The 20,869-nt window shown below is 72.0% G+C and carries 23 protein-coding genes; 12 read left to right on the top strand and 11 right to left on the bottom strand.

What is annotated here, in order from left to right; all coding sequences use genetic code 11:
• Positions 1-178: 178 nt before the first annotated feature.
• Positions 179-910 carry a DUF6578 domain-containing protein gene (locus AC07F0_RS17420; RefSeq protein ID WP_478979751.1) on the bottom strand — a complete coding sequence of 244 codons (732 nt, stop codon included), beginning with the start codon at positions 908-910 and terminating at the stop codon, positions 179-181.
• A gap of 103 nt (positions 911-1,013) precedes the next feature.
• Between AC07F0_RS17420 and AC07F0_RS17415 the strand changes: the two genes are divergently transcribed.
• Positions 1,014-1,814, top strand: coding sequence for a site-2 protease family protein (locus tag AC07F0_RS17415; protein WP_478979749.1), 801 nt, complete (start codon positions 1,014-1,016; stop codon positions 1,812-1,814).
• A 4-nt stretch (positions 1,815-1,818) separates the two neighbouring features.
• Here the strand turns inward: AC07F0_RS17415 and AC07F0_RS17410 are convergent, their stop codons facing one another.
• Both AC07F0_RS17410 and npdG read right to left on the bottom strand, forming a co-directional pair.
• Positions 1,819-2,025 carry a hypothetical protein gene (locus AC07F0_RS17410; RefSeq protein WP_478979747.1) on the bottom strand — a complete coding sequence of 69 codons (207 nt, stop codon included), beginning with the start codon at positions 2,023-2,025 and terminating at the stop codon, positions 1,819-1,821.
• A 65-nt stretch (positions 2,026-2,090) separates the two neighbouring features.
• Positions 2,091-2,810, bottom strand: coding sequence for an NADPH-dependent F420 reductase (gene npdG, locus AC07F0_RS17405; protein ID WP_478979745.1), 720 nt, complete (start codon positions 2,808-2,810; stop codon positions 2,091-2,093).
• Between the two features lie 288 nt (positions 2,811-3,098).
• Here npdG and AC07F0_RS17400 point away from each other — a divergent pair, with 288 nt between their 5' ends.
• A complete protein-coding gene (locus AC07F0_RS17400; RefSeq protein WP_478979743.1) occupies positions 3,099-3,701 on the top strand; it encodes a hypothetical protein in 603 nt (200 codons plus the stop codon).
• A gap of 62 nt (positions 3,702-3,763) precedes the next feature.
• On the opposite strand, the gene AC07F0_RS17395 is transcribed toward AC07F0_RS17400, so the two are convergent.
• Positions 3,764-3,994 carry a hypothetical protein gene (locus AC07F0_RS17395; RefSeq protein ID WP_355856951.1) on the bottom strand — a complete coding sequence of 77 codons (231 nt, stop codon included), beginning with the start codon at positions 3,992-3,994 and terminating at the stop codon, positions 3,764-3,766.
• Between the two features lie 58 nt (positions 3,995-4,052).
• Between AC07F0_RS17395 and map the strand changes: the two genes are divergently transcribed.
• Positions 4,053-4,910: a type I methionyl aminopeptidase gene (gene map / locus AC07F0_RS17390; RefSeq protein WP_307174811.1), complete on the top strand. Its 858-nt coding sequence runs from the start codon at positions 4,053-4,055 to the stop codon at positions 4,908-4,910.
• A gap of 33 nt (positions 4,911-4,943) precedes the next feature.
• Here the strand turns inward: map and AC07F0_RS17385 are convergent, their stop codons facing one another.
• Positions 4,944-5,588, bottom strand: coding sequence for a PhzF family phenazine biosynthesis protein (locus AC07F0_RS17385; RefSeq protein ID WP_478979741.1), 645 nt, complete (start codon positions 5,586-5,588; stop codon positions 4,944-4,946).
• Between the two features lie 241 nt (positions 5,589-5,829).
• Between AC07F0_RS17385 and efeO the strand changes: the two genes are divergently transcribed.
• The 4 genes from efeO to AC07F0_RS17365 all read left to right on the top strand — a co-directional run bounded on the left by efeO (position 5,830) and on the right by AC07F0_RS17365 (position 10,417).
• Complete coding sequence (gene efeO, locus AC07F0_RS17380) at positions 5,830-6,978, top strand: iron uptake system protein EfeO (RefSeq protein WP_478979740.1); 1,149 nt, start codon at positions 5,830-5,832, stop codon at positions 6,976-6,978.
• A 14-nt stretch (positions 6,979-6,992) separates the two neighbouring features.
• Complete coding sequence (gene efeB, locus AC07F0_RS17375; RefSeq protein WP_478979738.1) at positions 6,993-8,237, top strand: iron uptake transporter deferrochelatase/peroxidase subunit; 1,245 nt, start codon at positions 6,993-6,995, stop codon at positions 8,235-8,237.
• Between the two features lie 5 nt (positions 8,238-8,242).
• The gene (gene efeU, locus AC07F0_RS17370; RefSeq protein ID WP_478979736.1) at positions 8,243-9,088 is read left to right on the top strand and encodes an iron uptake transporter permease EfeU; all 846 of its coding nucleotides are present in this window, start codon (positions 8,243-8,245) and stop codon (positions 9,086-9,088) included.
• 327 nt (positions 9,089-9,415) lie between these two features.
• Complete coding sequence (locus AC07F0_RS17365) at positions 9,416-10,417, top strand: SCO2278 family lipoprotein (protein ID WP_478979734.1); 1,002 nt, start codon at positions 9,416-9,418, stop codon at positions 10,415-10,417.
• A 22-nt stretch (positions 10,418-10,439) separates the two neighbouring features.
• Here the strand turns inward: AC07F0_RS17365 and AC07F0_RS17360 are convergent, their stop codons facing one another.
• Positions 10,440-11,174 carry a bifunctional DNA primase/polymerase gene (locus tag AC07F0_RS17360; protein WP_478979732.1) on the bottom strand — a complete coding sequence of 245 codons (735 nt, stop codon included), beginning with the start codon at positions 11,172-11,174 and terminating at the stop codon, positions 10,440-10,442.
• 210 nt (positions 11,175-11,384) lie between these two features.
• On the opposite strand from AC07F0_RS17360, the gene AC07F0_RS17355 reads away from it, so the two are divergent.
• Positions 11,385-12,323 carry a glycerophosphodiester phosphodiesterase gene (locus AC07F0_RS17355; RefSeq protein ID WP_478979730.1) on the top strand — a complete coding sequence of 313 codons (939 nt, stop codon included), beginning with the start codon at positions 11,385-11,387 and terminating at the stop codon, positions 12,321-12,323.
• On the opposite strand, the gene AC07F0_RS17350 is transcribed toward AC07F0_RS17355, so the two are convergent.
• A complete protein-coding gene (locus AC07F0_RS17350) occupies positions 12,302-12,943 on the bottom strand; it encodes a TetR/AcrR family transcriptional regulator (RefSeq protein ID WP_478979728.1) in 642 nt (213 codons plus the stop codon). The genes AC07F0_RS17355 and AC07F0_RS17350 overlap by 22 nt on opposite strands.
• Before the next feature lie 107 nt (positions 12,944-13,050).
• Here AC07F0_RS17350 and AC07F0_RS17345 point away from each other — a divergent pair, with 107 nt between their 5' ends.
• Both AC07F0_RS17345 and AC07F0_RS17340 read left to right on the top strand, forming a co-directional pair.
• Positions 13,051-13,260: a DUF6243 family protein gene (locus tag AC07F0_RS17345; protein ID WP_478979726.1), complete on the top strand. Its 210-nt coding sequence runs from the start codon at positions 13,051-13,053 to the stop codon at positions 13,258-13,260.
• 124 nt (positions 13,261-13,384) lie between these two features.
• Entirely contained in the window at positions 13,385-14,755 is a 1,371-nt protein-coding gene (locus tag AC07F0_RS17340) for a S28 family serine protease (RefSeq protein ID WP_478979725.1), read from the top strand.
• On the opposite strand, the gene AC07F0_RS17335 is transcribed toward AC07F0_RS17340, so the two are convergent.
• The 4 genes from AC07F0_RS17335 to AC07F0_RS17320 form a co-directional block, all read right to left on the bottom strand.
• A complete protein-coding gene (locus AC07F0_RS17335) occupies positions 14,722-15,075 on the bottom strand; it encodes a hypothetical protein (RefSeq protein ID WP_478979723.1) in 354 nt (117 codons plus the stop codon). The two genes, AC07F0_RS17340 and AC07F0_RS17335, sit on opposite strands and share 34 nt — an antisense overlap.
• Positions 15,076-15,159: 84 nt before the next feature.
• A complete protein-coding gene (locus tag AC07F0_RS17330; protein ID WP_478979721.1) occupies positions 15,160-16,146 on the bottom strand; it encodes a small ribosomal subunit Rsm22 family protein in 987 nt (328 codons plus the stop codon).
• Positions 16,147-16,255: 109 nt separating this feature from the next.
• Positions 16,256-17,371 carry a serine hydrolase domain-containing protein gene (locus tag AC07F0_RS17325; RefSeq protein WP_478979926.1) on the bottom strand — a complete coding sequence of 372 codons (1,116 nt, stop codon included), beginning with the start codon at positions 17,369-17,371 and terminating at the stop codon, positions 16,256-16,258.
• An 11-nt stretch (positions 17,372-17,382) separates the two neighbouring features.
• A complete protein-coding gene (locus AC07F0_RS17320) occupies positions 17,383-18,786 on the bottom strand; it encodes a multidrug effflux MFS transporter (RefSeq protein WP_478979719.1) in 1,404 nt (467 codons plus the stop codon).
• A gap of 85 nt (positions 18,787-18,871) precedes the next feature.
• Between AC07F0_RS17320 and AC07F0_RS17315 the strand changes: the two genes are divergently transcribed.
• Both AC07F0_RS17315 and AC07F0_RS17310 read left to right on the top strand, forming a co-directional pair.
• Positions 18,872-19,906, top strand: coding sequence for a Gfo/Idh/MocA family protein (locus AC07F0_RS17315; RefSeq protein WP_478979924.1), 1,035 nt, complete (start codon positions 18,872-18,874; stop codon positions 19,904-19,906).
• A gap of 79 nt (positions 19,907-19,985) precedes the next feature.
• Positions 19,986-20,759, top strand: coding sequence for an SDR family oxidoreductase (locus AC07F0_RS17310; protein WP_478979717.1), 774 nt, complete (start codon positions 19,986-19,988; stop codon positions 20,757-20,759).
• Positions 20,760-20,869 lie beyond the last annotated feature (110 nt).

Raw genomic sequence — 20,869 nt, 5'->3', positions numbered from 1 at the left:
AACGGCCGGAGGACGCCGGGCAGAGAGCCTCAGCCTGTCACGATCCCCGCGGGACATCGGCAGGCCCCGCTCTGGGTCCACCCCGAACGGGCCGCGGGCACCCGGGCGTAGGGGGCCGGGCATCGGCCCGTCACGCGTCCCGTCGGTCCGACTGCTGCGGCAGCCGCACGGACAGCGGTCAGGCATGCCGAACGCCCCTCCCACCGGACCGCCCCCGGCGCCCCCGTGGGCCGGCCACCGTGCTCAGCCGCTGCAGCAGAGCCGCCAGGTCCACCGGCGAAAGGCCCTCCGTCTCCGCGCCGGGCCTCGCGTCCCGGTGCGGGATGCCCCGGGCCTCGCGGACGGCGTGGGAGAGGCGGGAGTCCGTGCCCGGCACGTCCAGGGTCACCACCGCTCCCGGTTCACGCGACTGCCGTCCCCGTCCGTCGGCACCCCGCCCCCCCTCGGTTTCGGTGAACCACTTGGGACACCGGTCCACCGCCCGCAGCCCGCGCTCCCCGTGCACCGGCTCCCAGGAGCGCGATCGGGGCGCGCTCTCGGCGTAGACCTGGGTCAGCACCTGCACCGCCCGCACCCGCCCCTCGGCGTGCGGCCACACCGCCCCGTGCCGCTCGACGGACAGCAGACCCACCGGCCTGCTCCGGTCCCCCGGGTTCGGCCGCCGGTCCTCCTCGGAGTCGGGGTCCGCGGCCAGGGCCACCATGAGGCCCGTCTCCTCCCGTACGACCCGGACGCCTCCCACGTCCTCGACCGGCCCGGCCAGCTCGGTGAGCTGGTCGTGCCAGCCGCCGCCCAGCACGCCGTCCGGGTCCACGAGCATCAGCGGCCAGCTCACCTCGTCCCCCACCGCGAACGGCGTACCGCAGCACTCCATCTGCCAGTCCGCGTAGAACACGTGCCACAGCCCCATGCCCCCACCCTCCCTGGAACCGACCGCCCCGCGCGAGACGTTTTCCCCCTGCGCCCGGTACCGTCGGGCGTCCCATCGCGTGTCCGAGAGTGCAGGGAGTCCCATGACCACCGCCACCAGCCGCCACAGTGAGCGGCGGATCAGTCCCGTCTTCGTCGGGATTCTGGCCGTGACGGCGGTCACGGGGTGGGCGACCTGGACGGGATTCGCGGAGCAGCCCGGGGTCGCCGTGTTCCTCTTCGTGACGGCGGCCTGGATCGTCTCGCTCTGTCTGCACGAGTACGCGCACGCGCGCACCGCCCTGCACAGCGGCGACATCTCGGTCGGCGCGAAGGGCTACCTCACGCTGAACCCGCTGAAGTACACGCACGCGCTGCTCAGCATCGTCCTCCCGGTGATCTTCGTGATCATGGGCGGGATCGGGCTGCCCGGCGGGGCCGTGTTCATCGAGCGGGGGCGGATCCAGGGCCGCTGGAAGCACAGTCTGATCTCGGCTGCCGGTCCGCTGACGAACGTGCTGTTCGCGGTCGTGTGCACGGCCCCGTTCTGGCTGGACGCGCTGGACGGCGTGCCGGCCGACTTCCGGTTCGCTCTGGCCTTCCTCGCGCTGCTCCAGGTGACGGCCGCGCTGCTGAACTCCCTGCCGGTGCCGGGCCTGGACGGCTACGGCGTCATCGAGCCCTGGCTGTCGTACGGCATCCGGCGTCAGGTGGAGCCGTTCGCGCCGTTCGGTCTGTTGTTCGTGTTCGCGCTGCTGTGGCTGCCCGCGGTCAACGGCGTGTTCTTCGACGTGGTCGACACGCTGCTGAAGGCGCTCGGGATCAGCGACTTCGAGACGTACTGCGGGCAGGAGCTGTACCGCTTCTGGCAGGGCTCGAACGAGTTCTGCTCGGCCGCTCCCTGAGGCGTCAGCCCGTGACGGACTTCTCCTGCTTGCCGCGCTTCACGTAGTACCAGCACATGTTGGACGACAGGCCCGCCAGCAGTACCCAGACGATCCCCAGCCAGCTGCCCCGCGTGAAGGAGACGACGGCCGCGGCCACGGCGAGGACGCAGACGATCAGGGCGTAGAGGGCGAGTCGCCGGGCCGGGTCGGGCGGGAGCAAGAGGGGCATGTCGGTCGGCTCCTGTCGGGGGACACTGCGGGCACTGCTGGTGCCGTCCAGTGTCCCCCATGCCGTCAGACGTCCGTGACGCGGAGCCCCGCGTGCGCCTTGTACCGGCGGTTCACGGAGATCAGGTTCGCCACCAGCGACTCCACCTGGTGGGCGTTGCGCAGCCGCCCGGCGAAGATGCCGCGCATTCCGGGGATGCGCCCGGCGAGGGCCTGCACGATCTCGACGTCGGCGCGGACCTCGCCGAGCACCATCACGTCGGTGTCGATCTCGTCGATGTCCGGGTCCTGCAGCAGCACGGCCGACAGGTGGTGGAAGGCGGCCGTGACCCGGGAATCCGGCAGCAGGGCGGCGGCCTGCTCGGCGGCGCTGCCCTCCTCGGGCTTGAGCGCGTAGGCGCCCTTCTTGTCGAAGCCGAGCGGGTTGACGCAGTCGACGACGAGCTTGCCGGACAGCTCCTCGCGCAGGGATTCGAGGGTCTTGCCGTGACCGTCCCACGGCACGGCGACGATCACGATGTCGCTGCGGCGCGCGGTCTCGGCGTTGTCGGCGCCCTCGACGCCGTGGCCGAGTTCCTCCGCGGCGGCCTGGGCACGGTCGGCCGCCCGCGACCCGATGATCACCTTCTGCCCGGCCTTGGCGAGCCGGTAGGCGAGGCCCTTGCCCTGCGGCCCGGTCCCGCCGAGCACCCCGACGACGAGTCCGGAGACGTCGGGCAGGTCCCAGGGGTCCTTGGCGGGGGCCTTCTGGGCGTTGTCGGTGGCAGCACTGTCGGTAGAGGTCATGGCCCCGACTCTACGTCCGCCGCGGTCATCGGCTCAGATCAGCTCCGTCACGGGCACCCGGCGGAAGGCGAGGGTCTCGTGGGCGCCGAAGTCGCCGGTCTCGTACAGCGGATGCGGAAGCCGGCGTACCCCTCCCGGCCGGCACGGAAGCGGACACCGGTCTCGGTCATCGGCGGATTCCTCCGGGCGTTCGACGATGGTACGGATGACCGGTCCCTCTGCCCGCGCCGGGCGAATGCGTGGTGAATTCCGCGTCACGACTGACCGGTCGGGGCAGGATGCGGTCGTATGGATGCCGTACGGGTCGCGCTGTTGCGGGAAGTGCTCGCCGGGACGGAGTGGCTGGGCGCCACGCGGCGGTTCGCCGGTGCGCTGCGGGGGTCGGTGGTGTCGCACGGCGGCGGGCTGCTGCTCGTCGGCACGCCGGAGTACGAGCCGTGGCACCTGGCGGCGCACCTGGTGGACGAGGCGGCGTGGTCGGGCATGCCGGAGCTGGCCCCGACGCTGGTACGGCATGACGCGCGCCCCTCGGATCCGGCGCATCTGGCGGTCGGCCTCGGGCGGCTGGAGGCGGCCCGGCGGGGCGAGACGCTGCTGGTGGTGTCCCCCGAGGGCCCTGCCTCACCCCTCCTTGAACGGGTGTCCGACGCCCGGCGTGCCGGGGCGACGGTGCTGTCCCTCGGCCCCGGTGAGGGCGAGCTGCCGGTGATCGCCCACGAGGCCCTGGCCGTCCCCGACGGCTCGGAGCTGGACCTGGACACCGTGCAGCACCTGGTCAGCGCGGCGGCCGGGGAGAACGCCCTGCCGACACCGCGTGGCCGGCGCCGCTTCCGGGACAGGGTGGCGAGACTGGCGGAACACCTGACGGCCCCACCGCCGGCGCGCTGGTAGGGGCGGTGGGGCCGGTTGGTCCGTCGGTGCGGCTGGGCGAGCGCGCAGCCGCCGGGATGCGCCTACTCGTCGTCGCGGCCGCCCGCCGGGGCGTCGTGCCACTTGGGGTCGTTCTCCCACTGCAGGTTACGTGCGCGGGCGGTCTCCATCGCGTGTTCGGCTTCGGTGCGCGAGGCGTACGGCCCGAACCGGTCCTTGTTGGGGCACTCCGGCCCCTCCTCGACCTTCTTGTGTTCCAGGCAGTAGTACCACTCACCCGGTTTGCCGACCGTCCGCTTCTTGAACAGGGCCATGACCAGCTCCTCTCGCCACCGTCATGTTCCCCCATGGCCGCTGGTTAGACTCGCTGGCATGTCTGGCCAGTCGCTGCTCGTACCGGGGGAGCTGTCCCCCACCCGTCCCGTGCCCGGAAACATCCGTCGCCCCGAGTACGTCGGCAAGCCCGCGCCGACGCCGTACACCGGACCGGAGGTGCAGACGCCCGAGACGATCGAGGCGATGCGGCTCGCCGGCCGGATCGCCGCCCGGGCGATGGCGGAGGCCGCGAAGCTGATCGCCCCCGGGGTGACCACCGACGAACTGGACAGGGTGGCGCACGAGTACATGTGCGACCACGGCGCCTACCCCTCGACGCTGGGCTACCGGGGCTTTCCGAAGTCGCTGTGCACCAGCGTCAACGAGGTCATCTGCCACGGCATCCCGGACTCCACCGTCCTGCGCGACGGCGACATCGTCAACCTGGACGTGACGGCGTACATCGGCGGCGTGCACGGCGACAACAACGCCACCTACCTGGTCGGTGACGTCGACGAGGAGTCGCGGCTGCTGGTGGAGCGCACCCGGGAGTCCCTCAACCGGGCGATCAAGGCGGTCAAGCCGGGCCGGCAGATCAACGTCATCGGCCGGGTCATCGAGTCGTACGCCAAGCGCTTCGGCTACGGGGTGGTCCGGGACTTCACCGGCCACGGCATCAACTCGTCGTTCCACTCGGGCCTGATCATCCCGCACTACGACAGCCCGCACGCGACGACGGTCATCCAGCCGGGGATGACGTTCACGATCGAGCCGATGCTGACGCTCGGGACGCACGAGTACGACATGTGGGACGACGGCTGGACGGTCGTGACGAAGGACCGGAAGCGGACAGCCCAGTTCGAGCACACGCTGGTGGTGACGGAGTCGGGCGCGGAGATCCTCACCCTGCCGTGACCGGGCCGGTCCCCCTCGCGGGCACCGCCCCGGTCAGCGTTCGAGATGCACCCGGCCGCCGACCTCGGTCCAGCCGCCCGGCTGGGGTGCGGTGAGGATCTGGGAGCCCGCGCCCTGGGTGATGTTGAGGGCGCGGCCGAGCCGGTCGGTGAGCAGCAGGGCCGCCGCCCCGGTCGCCTCGTCCTCGTCGATCCCGTCGCCGCGTCCGGGGAAGGCCCGGGCCCGCACCCGTCCGGCGGGCTCGTCCTGCCACGCCCAGGCGTACACCCACTCCCCCGGCGGCGGCACGGCCAGGTCGTCGACCTCGGCGGCGCTGCCGTACTGCCGCAGGGTGCGCTGCGGCACCCACTCCGCCCGCGCCTCGATCCAGCAGAACTCCCCGTCCTGCCGGGCACCGACCACCCCGGCGGGTGTGACCAGTTCGGGCACGTCCAGCAGCCAGGCCGTCCCGACACACGGGTGCCCGGCGAAAGGCAGGCGCAGGGTGGGCGTGTAGATGTCGATCACCCCGCGCTCGGGGTCGTCGACGAACACGGTCTCGCTGAACGCGAGCTTCGCGGCGAACGCCTGCCGCTCGCTCTGCCCGGGCAGCACCGAGCCCTCGCGTACGACACCGAGTTCATTGCCGTATCCACCGTCCGGCCCACAGAAGACGCGGAGCACGTCGTAGTCAGTCACGGGGGCATTCAAACATCGCCCGGGCGGCCAGGTCGTCTGCCGGACCGCCCGGAAGGGCCTGGCGACGGCGCGGGCCGCTTCGCAGGGCAGGTCCGCCGGAGCGGCCGCTACCCACCCCCGATCCTCCCGAAGCGCGACTTTTGACCTCTCCTTGACCACTTCATGGGGGCGATTTTGAGCCACTTAAGTAATTCTTATCTAGCTTAGGTGAGCCTCACCTTCCCCGTCCCCTGGAGCTTTCATGCGACCCGCCAGCCCTGTATCCGTCGTGATCGCCGCAGCGGCGGCTCTTACCGCTGTCACCGGCTGCACGGAGAAGAGCAACGCCAAGGACGGCGACCATGTGGTCCACGTGACGGCCACGGACGACAAGTGCGAGGTGTCGAAGAAGGAGTTCCCCGCCGGGCACGTCGAACTGGCCGTGGAGAACAAGGGTTCCAAGGTCACCGAGGTCTACGTGCTCTTCCCCGACGACCGTGTGGTCACCGAGCGGGAGAACATAGGCCCCGGCACCAAGCAGCGGGTCACCGCCGAGGTCAAAGCCGGCGACTACCAGATCGCCTGCAAGCCCGGCATGAAGGGCAAGGGCATCCGACAGGCCGTCAAGGCCACCGGCGGCAAGACGGTCAAGCGCGACCCGCGCCTGGACGAGGCCGTGGCGGCCTACCGCGCCTACGCGCAAGAGCAGGCCGACGAGACCCTGCCCAAGGCCGAGACCTTCGCCCGGGCCGTCAAGGACGGCGACCTGGAAGCCGCGAAGAAGGCCTACGCCCCGTCCCGCATCGGCTGGGAGCGCACCGAGCCGGTCGCCGAGTCCTTCGGCGACATCGACCCGAAGGTCGACGTCCGCGAGGACGGCCTGGAGGACGGCCAGGACCCCGCCAAGGACTGGACCGGCTGGCACCGCCTGGAGAAGGCCCTCTGGCAGGACAAGAAGATCGGCGACCGGGAGAAGGAGCTCGCCGACCGGCTCATCACCGACCTGAAGGACTGGCAGGAGCGGGTCGGCAAGGCCGAGATCACCCCGACCTCGATGGCCAACGGCGCCAAGGAACTCCTCGACGAGGTCGCCACCGGCAAGGTCACCGGCGAGGAGGAGCGCTACTCGCACACCGACCTGGTCGACTTCAAGGCCAACGTCGAGGGCGCGCAGAAGTCGTACGAGCTGCTGAAGCCGGTCGCGCAGGAGAACGACAAGGCCCTCACCACGGAACTGGACAAGCAGTTCGCCACCCTGAACACGCTGCTCGACAAGTACCGCCCGGACACGGCGTCGTACGACTTCACCTCGTACGACAAGGTCGGCAAGGCCGACCGCAAGGAGCTCTCCGACGCGGTCAACGCCCTGGCGGAGCCCCTGTCGAAGCTCGCTGCCGCAGTCGCGAAGTAGAGGGGTCGCCCCGCATGACGGACAACGACACGCCCTCCCACTCCCCCTCCCGGCGCGCCCTGCTCGGCTGGGGCGGGGCGGGCCTGGCCCTCGGCGCCGCCGCGGCGGGCGGAGCGGTGGCGATGGCCCGCACCGACGACGACCTCGCGCCGGACACCGGAACCGCGATCCCCTTCCACGGCGCGCACCAGGCCGGCATCGCCACCCCGGTCCAGGACCGGCTGCACTTCGCCGCGTTCGACGTGAAGACCGACGACCGGGCGGAGTTCGTCCAGTTGCTGAAGGACTGGACGGAAGCCGCCCGCCGCATGACGGCCGGGCACCCGGTGGGCGAGGGCGGCTTCGGCGGCCTCCCCGAAGCTCCCCCGGACGACACCGGCGAGGCCCTGGACCTCAAGCCCTCCCGCCTGACCCTCACCATCGGTTTCGGGCCGAGCCTGTTCGAGAAGTTCGGCCTGGCGGAACAACGGCCGGCCGCCCTGGTGGACCTGCCGAAGTTCGCGGGCGACAACCTGGACAAGAACCGCAGCGGGGGCGACCTGTGCGTCCAGGCCTGCGCGGACGACCCGCAGGTCGCCGTGCACGCCATCCGCAACCTGGCCCGCATCGGCTTCGGCAAGGTCGTCATCCGGTGGTCGCAGCTCGGCTTCGGCAAGACGTCGTCGACGACACCCGAGGCACAGACACCGCGCAACCTGATGGGCTTCAAGGACGGCACCCGCAACATCGCGGGCACGGAGACGGACCGGTTGAAGAAGTTCGTGTGGGTGGCCGAGCAGGACGGCCCGTCCTGGATGACGAACGGCTCCTACCTCGTCGCCCGCCGCATCCGCATGCACATCGAGACCTGGGACCGCACCTCGCTCCAGGAGCAGGAGGACATCTTCGGCCGGGACAAGGGCGAAGGCGCCCCGGTCGGCAAGGCGAAGGAGCGCGACGAGCCGTTCCTGAAGGCCATGAAGCCCGACGCGCACGTCCGGCTCGCGCATCCCTCCGCCAACCACGGGGCGACGATCCTGCGCCGCGGCTACTCCTTCACGGACGGCACGGACGGACTGGGCCGCCTGGACGCGGGCCTGTTCTTCCTGGCCTACCAGCGGGACGTCCGCAAGGGTTTCATCCCGATCCAGCGCAACCTGGCCACGGACGCGCTCAACGAGTACATCCAGCACGTGGGTTCGGCGCTCTTCGCCATCCCGCCGGGCGTCCGTGACAAGGACGACTGGTGGGGCCGGACGCTGTTCTCCAAGGAGGCCTGAGCCCGTTGTTCTCCAACTACCTGATCGGTCTGCGCGAGGGCCTGGAGGCGAGCCTCGTCGTCTGCATCCTCATCGCCTACCTGGTCAAGACGGACCGCAGGGACGCGCTGCGCCCGATCTGGATCGGCATCGGCATCGCGGTCGCCCTCGCGTTCGGCTTCGGCTGCGCGCTCGAATTCGGTTCGCAGGAGCTGACGTTCGAGGCGCAGGAGGCCCTCGGCGGGTCCCTGTCGATCCTCGCGGTCGCTCTGGTGACGTGGATGGTGTTCTGGATGCGGCGCACCGCCCGGCACCTGAAGTCCGAACTGCACGGCAAGCTGGACGCGGCCCTCGCCATGGGGACGGGCGCGCTGGTCGCCACGGCGTTCCTGGCCGTGGGGCGGGAGGGCCTGGAAACGGCCCTGTTCGTCTGGGCGTCCGTCCACGCGGCCAGCGACGGCAGCCCGCGCCCCCTTCTCGGCGTCGCCCTGGGCCTGTTGACGGCGGTCCTCCTGGGCTGGCTGTTCTACCGGGGTGCCCTGCGCATCAACCTCGCCCGGTTCTTCACCTGGACCGGCGGCATGCTCGTCGTCGTCGCGGCGGGCGTACTGGCGTACGGCTTCCACGACTTGCAGGAGGCCCGCTTCCTGCCGGGCGAGAAGAACCTGGCGTTCGACATCAGCGACACCGTCGATCCGTCCAGCTGGTACGGCACCCTCCTGAAGGGCATCTTCAACTTCCAGCCCGACCCGACCGTCCTCCAGGTCACGGTGTGGCTGCTGTACCTGATCCCGACCCTGGCCCTGTTCCTGGCCCCGACGGACTTCGGACGCGGCCGGACGACACCAACACCGGTGCGCGACAAGGTCTGACGCCGCTGAGGCGGGGTGGGTCCGCAGCGGCACGACTGCCCGCAGCTGAGCCGAGACGCACCCGCACTCGCGTACGCACGGAAGGGGACGTGTCGGGGGGTGTCCGCCCGCAGCGGTTGGCGCGTCAACGCCGGTCAGTCGGTATCCGATCCCATCGCGCCGTTCCGAGGACGGACACCCCCCGACACGTCCCCGACCCACCACCCGGCGTCAGGCGCTACGCGCACCCCCACCCCACCCGAGCAGGCCGCCGCAGGCACCCCCCACCCAACCGCCGGAGGCACCCGGTAGGGTTCGCCTCCGGAAAGGGGAAGGTGAAGGAACCCGATGAGCAGGGATCGCGACCCTCGAACGCTCCGCAGGTCCGCCCGGAGCGCCCTCATAGCAGCCGCGGTGACCGCTTTGTCGTTGACGGCGAGCGGATGCGTCGTGGTGCACGGCGAACGGGAGATCCTCCCGTCCACCACCCGCGCCGAAGCCGCCCAGGCCCTCCAGGAGTTCACGACCGCGTACAACGAGGCCGACGAGGCGTACGACGCCTCCCTGGACGCCGACCACACCACCGGCGCCCTGGCCGACATCGACTCGGCACGCCTGAAGGCCGGCAAGACGAACAACCCGGACGGCAACCCGAACCACACGCCCCTGAAGCTGACGGACGCGAAGTACACGATCCCCAAGAAGGCCGGCTGGCCCCGCTGGTTCCTCGTCGACGCGGCCGGCAACAAGGGCGGCGCCGCCCGCTGGCTGCTCGTGTTCACCCGCAGCAGCCTGGACGACCCCTTCCAGGTCGCGTATCTCACCCTGGTCGCACCGGGCAAGGTCCCGCAGTTCAAGAAGGACGCGGACGGCTGGGCCGAGTCCGTCCCCGTGAACTCGACCGGCCTGGCGGCCACCCCCGGCGACCTGAGCCGGGACTACACGGCCTACCTCAAGAACGGCGGGGGCGCCTTCGCCGACGGCTCGCACACCAGCCAGTGGCGCGCCCTGCGTGCGAAGAACGCCAAGAAGCCGGGCCTGGTCACCCAGTACGTCGACGAGCCGCTGACCAACGGCGACTACCAGCCCCTCGCCCTGCGCACGGCGGACGGCGGCGCACTCGTGTTCTTCACGACACGGCACTACGAGAAGCAGACGGCCTACGCGGGCACGACGTTCCCCATCCCCAACAAGGACGTACTCGCGCTGACGAAGGGCGAGGTCAAGCAGTCCCTGTTGATGGAGTTCGTCTCCAACGAGGTGGCCCTGGACCCGCCGAAGGGCAGCGGCGGCCAGAAGGTGACGATCCTCGGCCGGATCCAGGGCATGACCTCGGCAGAGGGCTCCTGAGAGCGGGCGAAGCGGGGTCGGCTCAGTGCCGCAGCGGCCAGGCCGCCCCGGCGTGGTCGGCTTCCTCACCGCCGTACCGGGCACAGGCCTCGGTCAGCGTCTCCAGCAGGGTCAGCGGATCCGGCAGCGGATGCTCGGGCCCGCGCACCCAGTGCACCGTCTGGTCCTCGCCGGGCAGCCGCGCCGGCGGTACGAGGACGTAGGAGCCGCGGCAGTGCCACCGCAGCCCGGGGTGCTCGTCCATCGTCTCGGGGTGGCAGTCCAGTTCGCACGGCCACCACTCGTCCTCGTCCTCGGGCGTGCCGCGCGTGAGGGTGAAGAACAGCATGCGTCCGTCGTCGCTCTCGGCGACGGGCCCGACCTCGACGCCGGCGGCGAGCAGCCGCTCCAACGCACTGCGACCGGCATCCAGGGGCACGTCGAGGACGTCGTGCACCATGCCGGTCGCGGTGATGAAGTTGGCCTGCGGCTGATGGCGGGCCCAGCGTTCGATCTGGGCGCGGTCGGTGGTCGACTGCGTCTGCCAGGCGAAGGACACCGGGTGCCGGGCCGGGGTGGGACAGCCGACGCGTTCGCAGGAGCAGCGGTATCCGGCCGGGTGGGCCGCGGGCGCGAGCGGCAGTCCCGCTCCGGCGGCGGCGAGCAGCAGGGCCTCCCGGCCGCCGTCACCGGCGGTCTCCTTGGGCCGGCGCCCGGCGCGCAGCCACTGGGTGAGTTTGCCCTGTAGGCCGGTCCTGCCGCCGTACTCCGCGCTCATCTATCCCCTCGCCTCGCTGTCGTGCGGAACAGCATGCCTTATGGTCCCATCTTGCCGCGCGCCGGGGGGCCAGTGCCCACATCCGGGGCAGGGGGGCCGAGACGGGTACCGGTGGGGCGAGGCATATGCCCGTGGGGCGAGAGGTACTCCGCACCGTGATCGGGTGTCATTGCCCGCTTTGCCGTGACATGGCCCCCTACCGTGGTCGCCATGGTCACAAGGATCGCGCTGACGGGCCTCGCCTCAGCGGTTTCGGTGGTCTCGCTGACCCTCACGGGACCGGCCGGCGCCGCCCCGGCCCTGCCTGCGGGCATCCGCCCAGCGGAGGGGCTCCGTCCGCTGGAGTGGCGCACCCGCCCGCTGGAGTGGGGCACCGGCCCCCTGACCGTGGCGGCGCTCCCCCGGATCACCTACGTCGCCCACCGCGGCGGCGCCCGTGAGGTCCCGGAGAACAGCATGACGGGGCTGGTGACCGCCTACGAACGCGGTACGGCGCAGGTCCTGGACTTCGACACCCGGCTGCTGCGCGACGGGACGCCCGTGGTGTTCCACGACGAGACCCTGAACCGCACCACCTACCTCGGCGGCGAGGTGCGCGGCCTCGACGCCCGGGAGTGGCGGGGCGTACGGCTGCGCCCGAAGGACGCGCTGCCCGGCAGCTGGCGGTCGGAACGGCCGCCGACGGTCGCCGAGGTGCTGGACCGCCTCGGCGGGCGGATCGTGCTGATGCTGGAGGCGAAGGACCCGCGCAGCCTCGGCCGGCTGGCCGGGCTGATCCGGGCCCGTGGCCTGACCCGCTCGGTGTTCGTGAACTCCAACGACCCCGAGGTGGCCCGGCGCGTCCACCGCCTCGGCCTGCTCACGCAGTTGTGGCGCTCGGCACGGCAGCTGCGCACCGACCGCCCGGAACGCTGGCGGTCGTACGTGGACCTGCTGGACGTGGACCACCGGGCGCGTGACGCGGATCTCGCGCGGGCGGTGAAGTCGGGGATCCGGCGGGTGTGGGCGCACACGGTGGTGACGGACGCGCAGCGGGACCGGGTCCTGGCGCTGGGCTGCGACGGGGTGATCACGGACGCGCCGGGGCGCCTCGCGCGGACCGGCCGGCAGGGCACTGGGCGCGGCCCTCAGCGCGGCGCGAGGCCGTGAAGGGCGTAGTCGACGAGGGTGTCGGTGTACTCGTAGGAGATCGGGCCCGTGTGCTGGAGCCAGCGCTGGGCCAGCGGCGAGACGAAGAGCTCCAGGGCGATGCGCGGGTCGACGCCGGGGCGCACCTGCCCGGCGTCCTGGGCGGCGCGCAGCCGGCCGATGTAGAGGTCGAGTGAGGGCTGCATCAGCTTGGCCACGAGTTCGCGGCCGAGCTGCTCGTTCACGACGCCCTCGGCGGCCAGCGCGCGGGACGGCGCCTCGAACCTCGGGTCGCGCAACTGGTCGACGGTGGCGCGCAGGACGCCCTTGACGTCGGCGGCGAGGTCGCCGGTGTCGGGGAAGGCGTACGGCACCGGCCCCGCTTCCCGCAGGGACTGCTCGCCCAGGTCCAGGAACGCCTCCATCAGCACGTCCGCCTTCGACGACCACCAGCGGTAGATCGTCTGCTTCCCGACGCCGGCGCGGGCGGCGATGCCCTCGATGGTCGTCTTCGGATAACCGACCTCCACGACGAGCGCGAGGGCGGCGTCGTAGATGGCACGACGCGACTTCTCGCTGCGCCGGGAGGCGTCGGGGGCGGGCTTGCCGGGGGCGGGCTGGGCGGACTTCTGTGCGGCCATGGCTCGAACTTATCAGGTTGACAAGACGGAGCGTCTCGCGGACAGTGGAGCACCGTGCACGAGACGAACCGTCTCGTCGCGAAGGAGAGTCGGGAAAGGAGCCCCACATGACCCGAGGCGGAGCCGGAAACCTGCTGGGTGTCGGCGGATCGCGCCAGAAGCTCGGCCGCGAGGCGCTGCGCGGCGGCGGCAGGCGCGGCCGGATCGGCGGCGGCCTCGATCCACAGGCCCACAAGCGCGAGTTGCTGCGCAAACTCCAGGAGAAACGACAGCAGCAGGAAGGACAGGAGGACCGTACGACCGACACGTCGTCGTGAGCCTCCCCCGCCCGGGGGAGACGGTCCCCTCGCGCGCGGGATCCTCCCGGGACGTCCGGCGGATGTACTGAAGCGGTCGTGACACCGCGACAGACGGACAGACGGACCCCCGGGAGGAAACACGATGCGCGTGTGGACGAGACGACGACTGCTCACCTCGGCGGCGACGGCCCTCTCGGCGGCGGGTCTGGCCGCGACGGCGGCCCTGCCCGCCCGGGCGGCGGCCGGAACGGCCCGTCCCGGTACCGGCGACATCGCGGACGCGTTGCGGGCGCTGCCCGGACTGCGGCTGATCGAGGAGCGGCAGGACGCCGAACCGGGCTACCGGCACTTCGTCCTCGGCCTGCGCCAGCCGGTCGACCACACGAACCCCGCGGCCGGCACCTTCGAGCAGCGCCTCACCCTGCTGCACACCGCCGCCGACCGGCCCACGGTGCTGTTCAGCACGGGCTACCAAGCGGCCCTCAAGCCCCGGCGCACGGAGGCGACGGTCCTGCTGGGCGCGAACCAACTCCAGGTCGAGCACCGCTACTTCGGCACCTCACGCCCGCCCGGCCTCGGCTACGAGCACCTCACGATCCGCCAGGCCGCAGACGACCACCACCGCGTCGTCCGCCTCTTCCGCCGGCTCTACCCGGGCGCGTGGATCTCCACCGGCGGCAGCAAGGGCGGCATGGCGAGCGTCTACCACCGCCGCTTCCATCCCCACGACGTGGACGGCACGGTGGTCTACGGAGCCCCGAACAACGTCGACGACCGCGAGGACTCCGCCTACGTCCGCTTCCTGGAGACGGTCGGCACCCCCGCCGCCCGCGAGGCCCTCGACGCCGTCCAGCGGCGCATCCTGCTGAACCGGGCGGAGATGGTAGCCCGCTACGAGGCCTGGGCGGCCGCCGCCGGCGACACCTTCCGTATCGTCGGCAGCGCCGACAAGGCGCTCGAAATCGCCGTGCTGCGCGCCCCGTTCATGTTCTGGCAGCGCGGGACGGCGGCCGACATCGCCGCGATTCCGGGCCCGGGGGCGACGGCCGACGAGCTGTACGCGTGGCTGGACGACACCGCCGGCCTGTCCCTGTACGCCGACAGGACGGCGCAGCACTACGTCCCGTACTGGTACCAGATCGGCACGCAGTTGGGGTACGGCAGCGTCCCCACGGCCCACCTGGCGGATCTGTTGCGGCACCCGGACGCCATCGAGGCGCGCACCTTCGTCCCCAGGGACATCCCCATGGTCTTCGACCCGGCGGCCATGCCGGACATCGACCGCTGGGTCCGCCGCCGCGGCAGCCGGCTGCTGTTCGTCTACGGCACCCAGGACCCCTCCGTGGCCGAGCACTTCCGGCCCGGCGGGGCCGACTCACGGGTCCTGTGGGTACCGGGCGGCAATCACGGCGCCGACATCGCCGGCCTGTCCCCCGCCGACCGGGCGTCGGCGGAGGAGGCGTTGGCCCGCTGGGCCGGTCAGGAGTACTTCACGCAGACGTTGGGCACGTAGCCCACGGTGCCGCGGTAGTTGACCTTGCGCCAGTAGTGGTAGCTCTTGATCCCGCAGGCGTTCTTGTACGAGCCGCCGTCGACGCCCTTGATGTCGCAGCCCTTGGTGCCCTTGTACCAGAGGCGCAGGATGGTCGACTTGGTGCTGGCCGACTTGCGCACATTGACGTTCGACAGTGCCGTGAGGCTCTTGCACTTCGCCGTGGCCGCCATGGTGGCCATGTCGTCGTTCCGCACGGTCGCGGTGCCGGAGGCGCTCGGCACGATCCCGGCCAGGGCCAGGGCCGCCACCGCCACCGGGGCGATCAGAAGCTTCTTCAAAGGTTCCTCCCGTTTCTGTGGTGCGCATTGCTCACGCCCGAAGGCGCGGAGTTGATCTTATGCGTACCTGACAGAAGTCCCCGATCATGGTGCCGGTGGCCAGGCGTCGCCCCAGTCCGCGTCGCGTGCCGCCTTGTAGAGGTCGCCGTGGCGTTTGGTGACGGTGGTGCGGTGCAGGGACGGTTCGGTCTCGCACAGGTCGAGGAGGACCTGGCCCTTGCGGATCTGCGGGCGCCGCACGACACGGGAGGGTGCCGGGGTGACGGGGAAGCGGGCGGCGGCGACGTAGCTGAACTTCTCGTCCTCGTAGGCGAGGGAGCCGCCCTTGACCTGGCGGTGCAGGGAGGAACGGCTGACCCGGGCGGAGAAGTGGCACCAGTCCGTGCCCGGTGCGATGGGGCAGGCGGCGCTGTGCGGGCAGGGCGCTGCGACGTGGAAGCCGGCGCCGACCAGCCGGTCGCGGGCCTCGATGACACGGGCGTAGCCGTCGGGAGTGCCGGGTTCGACGATCACCACAGCCTGGGCCGCGGTCGCGGCGGCATCGACGAGCGCGACGCGGTCGGGGGCGGTCAGCTCGTTGAGGACGTAGGAGACGGTGACGAGATCAGTGCTCTCCAGGGTGAGCGCCGCTCCGATCCGAGAGCGCTGCCACCGTACGTCCCGCAGGGCCGGGTCGGCCGCGGCGATCTCCCGCCCCAGGGCGAGCGCGGGCTCGGCCCAGTCGAGCACGGTGACGGGCCGCTCCCCGCCCCAGGTCGCGCTCACGGCCCAGGCCGCCGCGCCCGTACCGCCGCCGACGTCGGTGTGCGATCCGGGCGCCCACGCGGGCGCGGCCTCGGCGAACGCCTCCAGCGCCGACCGCACTGCCTCGAAGGTCGCGGGCATCCGGTAAGCCGCGTAGGCGGCCACATCCGCCCGGTCCCGCAGGATCGGCGCGTCGGTCGGGGTGGCCCCGCGGTAGCTGGCGATCAGCCGCTCGACCGCCTGCGCGGCCTGCCGGGGCGGCAGCCCGTCGAGCAGACCGGCGAGGGCGGCGCGGAGGGTTTCGGCCGGGGGTGCGGGGGCGTTCACCCGGCGATTCTACGAGGGCCCCGAGCCCAAAGGCCCACCCGTCCGGACCGGGTCCTCGCCACCGACCCGCACTGGCCGGAGAGCGCTCCGCACATCAGCGCTCCCCCTCTCACAGCCCCCGCACCGCCCGCGCCACCCGCGACCCCGCCGCCGCCCTCGGCGCGCTGTCCGGGTGGCGGCGGCGTGGATGGACCGCGTTGGTGAGGAGGATGAGGAACGTGTCCGTCGCCGGGTCGAGGACGAGGGACGTGCCCGTGAAGCCCGTGTGGCCCGCCGCGCCGCGTCCCGCCAGGTCGCCCATGAACCACGGCTGGTCGAGGGAGAAGCCCAGGCCGGGCGGGGTGAAGAGGAGTTCGACGAAGTCGGGGCCGAGGATGCGGGCGGGGCCGTAGGAGCCGCCGGCGAGGAGGGTGCGGCAGAACACCGCGAGGTCCCGTCCGGTGGAGAACAGGCCCGCGTGGCCCGCCACGCCGCCCAGCGCCCAGGCGTTCTCGTCGTGCACCTCGCCCCGCAGCATGCCCCGGTCCGCCTTGGCCCACGGCCGCCGCTGGTCCTCCGTCGCCGCCGCTCCGGGGCACGGCCCGAACTCCGTCGCCGTCATGCCCAGCGGCCGGGTGATGCCGTCGCGGAAGAGGACGTCGAGCGTGCGGCCGGTGAGGCGTTCCAGGAGGTGCTGGAGGAGCAGCATGTTCAGGTCGGAGTAGCGGTACGTGCCCGGTGCCCCGACCGGCGCCTCCGCCTGCAACGCGGCCAGCCGCCCGGCGTCGTCGGCGCAGTCGTACAGCGGGAGGTCGGGCCGCAGCCCGGAGGTGTGGGTGAGCAGCTGCCGCACGGTGATGCCGTGCCGGGCGGCCGCCGTGAAGTCCGGCAGGTACGCCCCCACCCGCGCGTCGATGCCCAGGGTGCCGCGCTCGATCTGCTGCACGGCGGCCACGGCCGTGAACAGTTTGGTCAGGGACGCCAGGTCGAAGGGGGTGTCGACGGTCATCGGGACCCGGTCCTCGACGGGCAGTTCCACGCCGGTGTCGGTGTCCTCGTCGTAGGCCGAGTACCGCACGGCCCAGCCCGCCGCCTCCTCGACCGCGATCACCGGGCCGCGGCCGACGACCAGGACCGCGCCCGGCGCCCAGGGGCGCTGCCCGGTGGTGAGGACGTGGACCTCCCGGACCAGGTGACGCAGTTCCCCGCGGTCGAGCCCGGCCCGTTCCGGCGTGCCGTGGCGCAGTCGTGGTGCGCTCAGCTCCCTGCTCCCTCCACGCTCGCGCGCCTGCCGTCCGTCTTCCCGTCCGTTTCCCCGGCCGTGTTCCCGCCCGTTTCCCCGGCCGTCTTCCGGTCCGGATTCTCTCCCGTCTTCCCGTCCGGATTCTCGTCCGTCTTCCAGGGTCGGCACATTCCCACGAAGCAGGCCAGTGCCACCAGGGCGGCGGCCAGTTGGACGACGGCCATCGGGACGGCCGTGTCCTCCCCGGCGACGCCGACGAGCGGGGAGGCGATCGCGCCGATGAGGAACGACGACGTGCCGAGCAGGGCGGACGCGGAGCCGGCGGCGTGCTTGGTGCGCATCAGGGCGAGTGCCTGGGTGTTGGGCAGGGTGATGCCCATCGCGGACATCAGGACGAACAGGGCGATGGCGACGGGCGCGAGGCCGACCTCGCCGAAGACGCCCAGGGACATCAGCAGCAGCGCGGTCGCGGCGGTGATGACGATGGTCAGGCCGGTCCCCAGGACCCGGTCCAGGCTGACCCGGCCGACCAGGATCTTGCCGTTGATCTGGCCGACGAGGACGAGCCCGACCGAGTTGACGCCGAACAGCAGGCTGAACGTCTGCGGGGAGGCGCCGTAGATCTCCTGGATGACGAAGGGGGACGCGGAGATGTAGGCGAAGAGGGCGGCGAAGGCGAAACCGCCGGTGAGGGTGTATCCGGCGAACGAGCGGTCGGCGAGCAGGCCGCGCATCGCGCGCAGGGCCTCGCCGACGCCGCCGCTGTGGCGCTGCGCGGGCGGCAGGGTCTCGGGCAGCCTCGCCCAGACCAGGACCCCGATCAGGATGCCGATGGCCGTGAGGACGGCGAACACGCCCCGCCAGTCCGTCACGCGCAGGACCTGCCCGCCGATGAGCGGCGCGACGATCGGGGCGACCCCGGAGATCAGCATGAGGGTGGAGAAGAAACGGGCCATGGCCATGCCGTCGTACAGGTCGCGGACGACGGCGCGGGCGATGACGATGGCGGCCGCGCCCGCGAGGCCCTGTGCCAGCCGGAAGGCGACGAGGAGTTCGACGGTGGGCGCGAGCGCGCACAGGACGGTGGCGACGACGAAGACGCCGAGCCCGGCGAGCAGCGGGCGGCGGCGGCCCCACCGGTCACTCATCGGCCCGACGACGAGCTGGCCGAGCGCCATGCCGGCCAGGCAGGTGGTGAGGGTGAGCTGGACGGTCGCGGCGGGCGCGTGCAGGGCGCGGGTGACCTCCGGCAGGGCCGGGAGGTACATGTCCATCGCCAGCGGGGGTACGGCGGTCAGGCTGCCGAGGAGGAAGGTGACCAGGAGCCCGGTGCGGCGGTGCGCTGTGAGGCCGGGGGGCTCCGCCCCGGCTGCGGCCCCCTGCGCGGTGTTCGGTATGGACGCCCCACCCTCGGGCATGAGTCCCTCCCTTTTCGAGTCGATCGCCACCTATGCTCTCAGCTCGTACTGGCTGCTCGGGTTACGAGGTGAAGGCGGGGCGGGAATGACGGCGGACACGGTGCGGTGGGGCATCCTGGCGACCGGGGGGATCGCGGGCGCGTTCACCGCGGACCTGATCGACCTGCCGGACGCCGAGGTCGTGGCGGTGGCGTCCCGGTCGGAGGCGTCCGCGCGGACGTTCGCGGAGCGGTTCGGGATTCCCCGGGCGTACGGCGACTGGGACGCGTTCGCGCGGGACGAGGACATCGATGTCGTCTACGTCGCCACCCCGCACACCGCGCACCGGGCCGCCGCCGGTCTGTGTCTGGCGGCCGGGCGGAACGTGCTGTGCGAGAAGCCGTTCACGCTGAACGTGCGCGAGGCGGCGGAACTCGTCGCGCTGGCGCGGGAGCACGGGCGCTTCCTGATGGAGGCGATGTGGATGTACTGCAATCCGCTGGTGCGGCGGCTGAAGTCGCTGGTCGACGACGGCGCGATCGGCGAAGTGCGCACGGTCCAGGCCGACTTCGGGCTGGCCGGGCCGTTCCCGCCCTCGCACCGGCTGCGGAACCCGGAGCTGGGCGGGGGCGCGCTGCTCGATCTCGGCGTGTATCCGGTGTCGTTCGCGCAGCTGCTGCTCGGTGAGCCGTCGGACATCGCCGCGAGAGCGGTGCTCTCCGAGGAGGGCGTCGATCTCCAGACGGGAGCGCTGCTCTCCTGGGAGAGCGGCGCTCTCGGCTCGGTGCACTGCTCCATCGTCGGCGGCACGGCGACCTCCGCCTCGGTCACCGGCTCGCAGGGACGCATCGACATCCCGCACGGCTTCTTCTTCCCGGACCGCTTCGTGCTGCACCGGGACGGCCGTGACCCCGAGGAGTTCACGGCCGACCCGGCGGACGGACCCCGCAACAGCCTCCGTCACGAGGCGGCCGAGGTGATGCGTGCCGTGCGCGCCGGCGAGACCGAGTCCCCGCTCGTCCCGCTCGACGGCACGCTCGCCGTGATGCGGACGCTCGACGCGATCCGGGACCGCGTCGGCGTCCGCTACCCGGGCGAGACACCGGACGAGGACCTCATGGCCGAACTCACACCGGCGTGAGCCTGCCGGACCCGCACCCGGCACCCGACGGCTGACGGACGAGTTCCGGATATCGGCCCCTCCCGTACGCTGCGGGCCCATGGACGCGAAGCGAACGGGTGCGCAGCAAACCGGTATCGCGGTGGTGACCGGAGCGGGCTCCGGCATCGGCCGCGCGGTCGCCGTGGAACTGCTCCGTGCCGGCTGGTCGGTGGCGCTGGCGGGTCGGCGGGCCGAGACGCTGGAGGAGACGGCGGCCCTGGTGCCCGAGGGTGCCACGCTCGCCGTGCGGACGGACGTCTCACGGCCCGAGGACGTGACCGCCCTGTTCGCCGCCACCGTCGAGCACTTCGGGCGGGTGGACCTGCTGTTCAACAACGCGGGCACGTTCGGGCCCGGCGGCGTGCCGGTCGAGGAGCTGCCCTACGAGGCGTGGCGGCACGTGGTGGACACCAACCTCAACGGTGCGTTCCTGTGCGCGCAGGCGGCGTACCGGCAGATGAAGGAGCAGCAGCCGCAGGGCGGGCGGATCATCAACAACGGTTCGATCTCCGCGCACGCACCCCGCCCCCATTCGGTGGCCTACACCGCGACCAAGCACGCGCTGACCGGTCTGACCAAGTCCCTGTCGCTGGACGGGCGGCCGTACCGGATCGCCGTCGGGCAGATCGACATCGGCAACGCGGCGACCGACATGACGGCCCGTATGCAGACGGGAGCCCTGCAGGCGAACGGCGAGGTCGCCCCGGAACCGGTCATGGACGTCGCCGACGTGGCCCGCACGGTCCGGCACATGGCGGAGCTGCCGCTGGAGGCGAATGTGCAGTTCGCGACCGTACTGGCCACGGCGATGCCGTACGTCGGGCGCGGCTGATCCCGGAGCGGCATTCGTCAACTCGTCAACCTGCACAAACGGAATACGAACGTCCGCCCCATTGCGGCCGGTCGGGCGCCTATGCTCAAATCTCCTACACGAAAGCTTCA

The organism is Streptomyces sp. NPDC045955 (genome assembly GCF_056430805.1).
Note: the sequence above shows the minus strand (reverse complement) of the source record. Positions and strands in the feature narration are given on the sequence as shown.